A 5,659-nucleotide genomic window follows, 5' to 3' on the forward strand; every position below is an offset into this window, starting at 1 on the left:
TCGAACAAGCTGGTGTCGTTTGACGTGCGCGTGGTGGCCGCCACCTCGCGCGACCTGCAGCAGATGGTGCGCGACGGCAGCTTTCGCGAAGACCTGTACTACCGCCTCAACGTGTTGCCGATCCGGGTGCCGCCGTTGCGCGAGCGGCAGGACGACATTGCGCTGCTGATCGAAGCGCTGTGCGAAGACATCGCCGCGCGCGGTGGCGGCGCGCAACTGGAGCTCAACCCCGACGCGCAGGCCCTGCTGGCAGCGCAACCCTGGCGCGGCAACATCCGCGAGTTGCGCAACGTGCTGGAGCAGCTCGCGCTGCGCAGCGACACGCACCACATCGCGGGCGCCCAGGTGGGCATGGTGTTGCAGGAAGCAGGCTTGCCGGCGCTGGCGCCGGCAGCATCGGTTCGTGTTCAGCCGCATGCTGCGGCGGTGGATGCGCTGCGCCCGCTGCCCCAGCAGATCGCCGAGCTGGAACACCGCGCCATTGCGCAGGCGCTGGTGCACACCGGCGGCAACCGCACGGCGGCGGCGAAGCTGCTGGGCATCTCGCGCGCGAGCTTCTACGACCGGCTTGCGGCGATGGGTTTTTTGTCTGAAGTTCAGACGATCGACTGAAATGCAGACGGCCTGGTCTGAATCATTCGTCTGAAATCCAGACGAATTGGCCAGCGCTGTTTGAAAAATCGCAGCGAAATCAAAGGTCTGCAAACTGGCACGAAGCCTGCAATGTGAGGGCACGGCCCAAGGCTGTGAATCGTCCAAAACCAGGAGACAAGACATGACAAACCCCACCCGCCGCCTGGCGGTCATCGCGCTCGCCTGTACCGCCGCCTTCGGCTCCCAGATGGCCATGGCCCAGGCCAACAAGGGCGAGATCCGCATCGCGCACATCCACAGCAAGACCGGCCCGCTCGAGGCCTACGCCAAGCAGACCCAGGTCGGTCTGATGATGGGCCTGAGCTACGCCACCGGCGGCACCATGATGGTGGCGGGCAAAAAGATCGTGGTGATCGAGAAGGACGACCAGGGCAAGCCCGACGTGGGCAAGAGCCTGCTGGCCGCCGCCTACGCGGACGACAAGGTGGACCTCGCCATCGGCCCGACCGCCTCGCCCGTGGCGCTGGCCATGCTGCCAGTGGCCGAGGAGTACAAGAAGATCCTGCTGGTTGAGCCCGCCGTGGCCGACTCGATCACCGGTGACAAATGGAACAAGTACATCTTCCGCACCGGTCGCAACAGCAGCCAGGACGCGGCCGCCAACGCCGTGGCACTCGACCAGCCGGGCAACGTGGTGGCTATGCTGGCCAACGACAACGCCTTCGGCCGTGACGGCGTGAACGCCGCCAAGGACTTCATCAAGAAGGCCAAGATCGTGCACGAGGAATACCTGCCCGTGGGCACGACCGACTTCACCGCCGGCCTGCTGCGCATCGTCGACAAGCTCAAGGACCAGCCGGGCACCAAGTACATCTCGGTGGGCTGGTCGGGCGCGCCCACGCCGTTCAGCAAGATCGCCGAAATGGACCTGGAAAAACGCTACGGCATCAAGCTCGCCACGGGCGGCAACATCCTGCCCGCGATGGTGGCCTACAAGCAGTTCCCGGGCATGGAAGGCGCGCTGTACTACTACTTCGGCATCCCGAAGAACCCGATCAACGACGCCATGGTGGCCGAGCACTACAAGCAGTTCAAGACGCCGCCGGATTTCTTCACTGCCGGTGGTTTCTCGGCGGCGATGGCGGTGGTCACGGCGCTGAAGAAAACCAACGGTGACACCAACACCGAGAAGCTCATCAGCACCATGGAAGGCATGAGCTTCGACACGCCCAAGGGCAAGATGACCTTCCGCAAGGAAGACCATCAGGCCATGCAGAGCATGTACCACTTCAAGATCAAGGTGGACCCGGCGTTTGCTTGGGGCGTGCCTGAGCTGGTGCGCGAGATCAAGCCAGAAGATTTGGCGATCCCCATCCGGAATAAAAGGTAAGAACCCCCTGCGCCGCTGACGCGGCTTCCCCTTGGAAAGGGGGACAACACCTGCGGCCCGGCAAAGCCGGTTCCGCGGTGTTTCTGGAAGTTCGCCGCACGTGCGGCTCACGGCACACCGCGGCCTCATGCGGAGAGTCCTTCATGCTTGAAACCCAGAACCTCACGGTCCGCTTCGGCGGGCACGTGGCGGTGAGTGCTGTCTCCTGCGCGTTCGCGCCGGGCACGCTCACCGCCATCGTCGGCCCCAACGGCGCCGGCAAGACGACCTACTTCAACCTGATCTCGGGACAGATCAAGGCCAGCGCGGGCAGCGTGCGCCTGGGTGGCCACGACATCTCCTCGCTGGGCGCACCGGCACGCGCTCAGGCCGGGCTGGGCCGGGCGTTTCAGCTGACCAACCTGTTCCCCAACCTCACGGTGCAGGAAAACGTGCGCCTGGCGGTGCAGGCCAAGGCGAAGGCGGGCCTGAATCTCTGGCGCATCTGGAGCGACCGGCGCGACTTGCTGGAGCGCGCTGATGAAGTGCTGGAAGCGGTGGCGCTGGCCGACAAGTGCGACGCGCTGGCCAGCAGCCTGCCGCACGGCGACCAACGCAAGCTGGAGGTGGCCATCCTGATGGCGCTCGATCCACTGGTCTTCATGTTCGACGAACCCACCGCCGGCATGAGCGTGGACGAGGTGCCGGTGGTGCTGAACCTGATCCGCCAGCTCAAGAACGACAAGACCAAGACCATCCTGCTGGTCGAACACAAGATGGACGTGGTGCGCGAACTCTCGGACCGCATCATCGTGCTGCACAACGGCGAACTGGTGGCCGACGGCGACCCCGCCACGGTGATCGCCTCGCCCGTGGTGCAGCAGGCCTACCTCGGCATCAATTCCACGGAAGAGGAGCCGGCATGAACAACCTGCTGACCCTGCAAGGGGTTCACACGCATATCGGCGCGTACCACATCCTCCACGGCGTGGACTTGGTCGTACCCGCCAACCAGCTCACCATGCTGCTGGGCCGCAACGGCGCCGGCAAGACCACCACGCTGCGCACCATCATGGGCCTGTGGCACGCCAGCCAGGGCACGGTGGTGCTCGATGGCGTGGACATCACGAAACAACCCACACCCGACACCGCACAGAGCGGCGTGGCCTACGTGCCCGAGAGCATGGGCATCTTCTCCGACCTCTCGGTGCGCGAGAACATGCTGCTGGCCGCGCGCGGCGCGCGCACGCTCGACGACATCGACACCACACGGCTCGAATGGATCTTCGGCCTGTTCCCGGCCATCAAGAAGTTCTGGCTGCACCCGGCCGGCAAACTGAGCGGCGGGCAGAAGCAGATGCTCGCGGTCTCGCGCGCCATCGTCGAGCCGCGCAAGCTGCTGCTGATCGACGAGCCCAGCAAGGGCCTGGCGCCCGCGATCATCCAGAACATGATCGCGGCCTTCCGCGAACTCAAGGCCGCCCAGACCACCATCCTGCTGGTCGAACAAAACTTCAACTTTGCGCGCCAGCTCGGCGACTCCGTGGCCGTGATGGACGACGGGCGCGTGGTGCACAGCGGATCGATGGCCGAACTCGCCGCAGACGAATCCATGCAATCCCGGTTGCTGGGCCTCTCCCTCGGAGCACACCAATGACATTGCTCAAAGCCGACTTCGACTGGAAGCCGCTCGCACTCGTGCCCGCGCTCGCACTGATCGCACTGCCCGCTGTGGGCAGCGGCTCCACCTGGATCACGCTCACGGTGGCGGGCCTCGCCATGGGCATGATCATCTTCATCATCGCCTCGGGCCTCACGCTGGTGTTCGGCCTGATGGATGTGCTCAACTTCGGCCACGGTGTGTTCATCGCGCTCGGCGCCTTCGTGGCCACCACCGTGCTGGCGAGCATGACCAGCTACACCCAGGCCGACAGCCTGTGGCTCAACCTCATGGCCCTGCTGCCCGCCATGCTGGTGGCCATGGCCGTGGCCGGCGCGCTGGGCTGGGTGTTCGAGCGCCTGATCATCCGCCCGGTGTACGGCATGCACCTGAAGCAGATCCTCATCACCATGGGCGGCATGATCATTGGCGAAGAGCTGATCAAGGTCATCTGGGGTCCGGGACAGATCGCGCTGCCCTTGCCCGAAACCCTGCGCGGCTCTTTCATCTTCGGTGACGCGGCGGTGGAAAAATACCGGCTGCTCGCGGTGCTGGTGGGCATGGCCGTGTTCGCCGCCATGGTGTGGACGCTCAACCGCACCAAGGTCGGCCTGCTGGTGCGCGCCGGTGTGCAGGACCGCGAGATGGTCGAGTCGCTCGGCTACCGCATCCGCCAACTGTTCATCGGTGTGTTTGTGGTGGGCAGTGCGCTCGCGGGCCTGGGCGGTGTGATGTGGGGCCTGTACCAGCAGACCGTGTTGCCGCAGATGGGCGCGCAGGTCAATGTGCTGATCTTCATCGTCATCATCATCGGCGGCCTGGGTTCCACCACGGGGGCGCTCATCGGCGCGCTGCTGGTCGGCCTGATGGCCAACTACACCGGCTTCCTGGCTCCCAAGGTCGCGCTTTTTTCGAACATCGCGCTGATGGTGGCGATTCTCTTGTGGCGGCCTCAGGGCGTTTACCCGGTCACGAACCGATAAGGAGCCGACCATGATTTCCCGACTCCTGTCCAACGACCTGCCGCGCAGCCGCTGGCTCACAGCCTTGCTGGTGATCCTGTTCCTCGGTCTGCTGTTCGCGCCCTTTCTGTTCCCCGGCGTGAAAGCGCTCAATGTGGCAGCCAAGGTGCTGATCTTCGTGGCACTGGTGGCCAGCTTCGACTTGCTTCTGGGCTACACCGGCATCGTGAGTTTTGCGCACACCATGTTCTTCGGCATCGGCGCTTATGGCGTGGCGATCTCGCTCAACTCGGTGGAGCAGGCGAGTTGGGGCGCGCTGGCCGTGGGCGTGTTCTGTGCGCTCTTGATCTCGCTGCTGCTGTCGCTGCTCATCGGCCTGTTTTCGCTGCGGGTGAAAGCGATCTTTTTCGCCATGATCACGCTCGCCGTGGCCTCGGCTTTTCTCACGCTGGCCTCGCAGTTGTCGGACTTCACCGGTGGTGAAGACGGTCTGAGTTTCCGGGTGCCCGAGCTGCTGTCGCCTGGCTTCATGCTGCGTGAGGAGCCGCTGGCCACACCGTTTGGCGAGGTCGATCTGAACGGCCGCCTGATCACCTATTACCTGATCTTCGTGGCGGTCACCGCGATCTTCCTCACCATCCTGCGCATCGTGAACTCGCCGTTTGGCCGTGTGCTGCAGGCCATTCGCGAGAACGACTTTCGCGCCGAAGCGCTGGGTTACCGCACGGTGGTCTACCGCACGCTGTCCAACGTGCTGTCGGCCTCGTTTGCCACGCTCGCCGGCTGCCTGCTTGCGATCTGGCTGCGTTACCAGGGGCCCGACACCTCGCTGTCGTTCGAGATCATGCTGGACATCCTGCTCATCGTCGTGATCGGCGGCATGGGCACGCTGTACGGCGCACTCATCGGCAGCGTGATCTTTGTGCTCGCGCAGAGCTACCTGCAAGACCTGCTGCGTGTGGCCGGCCAGGCCACTGAAGGCATTCCGCTGCTGCCCGCGCTGCTCACGCCCGACCGCTGGCTGCTCTGGCTGGGCCTGCTGTTCGTGCTCTCGGTCTACTACTTCCCCACGGG

At 64.6% G+C, this 5,659-nt stretch carries 6 protein-coding genes; all 6 read left to right on the top strand.

Annotated features, from left to right (window positions below; genetic code table 11):
• On the top strand, positions 1-612 hold a 612-nt coding region (locus tag Q0C59_RS18130), incomplete at its 5' end, for a helix-turn-helix domain-containing protein (protein ID WP_291218172.1).
• A 163-nt stretch (positions 613-775) separates the two neighbouring features.
• Positions 776-1,984: a substrate-binding domain-containing protein gene (locus Q0C59_RS18135; RefSeq protein ID WP_291218174.1), complete on the top strand. Its 1,209-nt coding sequence runs from the start codon at positions 776-778 to the stop codon at positions 1,982-1,984.
• Positions 1,985-2,127: 143 nt separating this feature from the next.
• Complete coding sequence (locus Q0C59_RS18140) at positions 2,128-2,889, top strand: ABC transporter ATP-binding protein (protein ID WP_291218177.1); 762 nt, start codon at positions 2,128-2,130, stop codon at positions 2,887-2,889.
• A complete protein-coding gene (locus Q0C59_RS18145; RefSeq protein ID WP_291218180.1) occupies positions 2,886-3,620 on the top strand; it encodes an ABC transporter ATP-binding protein in 735 nt (244 codons plus the stop codon). The genes Q0C59_RS18140 and Q0C59_RS18145 overlap by 4 nt, the downstream gene beginning before the upstream one ends.
• Positions 3,617-4,606, top strand: coding sequence for a branched-chain amino acid ABC transporter permease (locus Q0C59_RS18150; protein ID WP_291218182.1), 990 nt, complete (start codon positions 3,617-3,619; stop codon positions 4,604-4,606). The genes Q0C59_RS18145 and Q0C59_RS18150 overlap by 4 nt, the downstream gene beginning before the upstream one ends.
• Before the next feature lie 10 nt (positions 4,607-4,616).
• Positions 4,617-5,659 (top strand): branched-chain amino acid ABC transporter permease (locus Q0C59_RS18155; protein WP_291218184.1); only part of this gene is annotated, 1,043 nt, incomplete at its 3' end.

It is taken from the genome of Hydrogenophaga sp. (assembly GCF_022844385.1).
Classification (GTDB): domain Bacteria; phylum Pseudomonadota; class Gammaproteobacteria; order Burkholderiales; family Burkholderiaceae_C; genus Hydrogenophaga.

What these genes read in the sequence shown, in the direction of transcription:
- Q0C59_RS18140 (WP_291218177.1), top strand. Translation starts at nt 2,128, where the DNA reads ATGCTTGAAACCCAGAACCTCACGGTCCGCTTCGGCGGGCACGTGGCG.
- Q0C59_RS18145 (WP_291218180.1), top strand. Translation starts at nt 2,886, where the DNA reads ATGAACAACCTGCTGACCCTGCAAGGGGTTCACACGCATATCGGCGCG.
- Q0C59_RS18150 (WP_291218182.1), top strand. Translation starts at nt 3,617, where the DNA reads ATGACATTGCTCAAAGCCGACTTCGACTGGAAGCCGCTCGCACTCGTG.
- Q0C59_RS18135 (WP_291218174.1), top strand. Translation starts at nt 776, where the DNA reads ATGACAAACCCCACCCGCCGCCTGGCGGTCATCGCGCTCGCCTGTACC.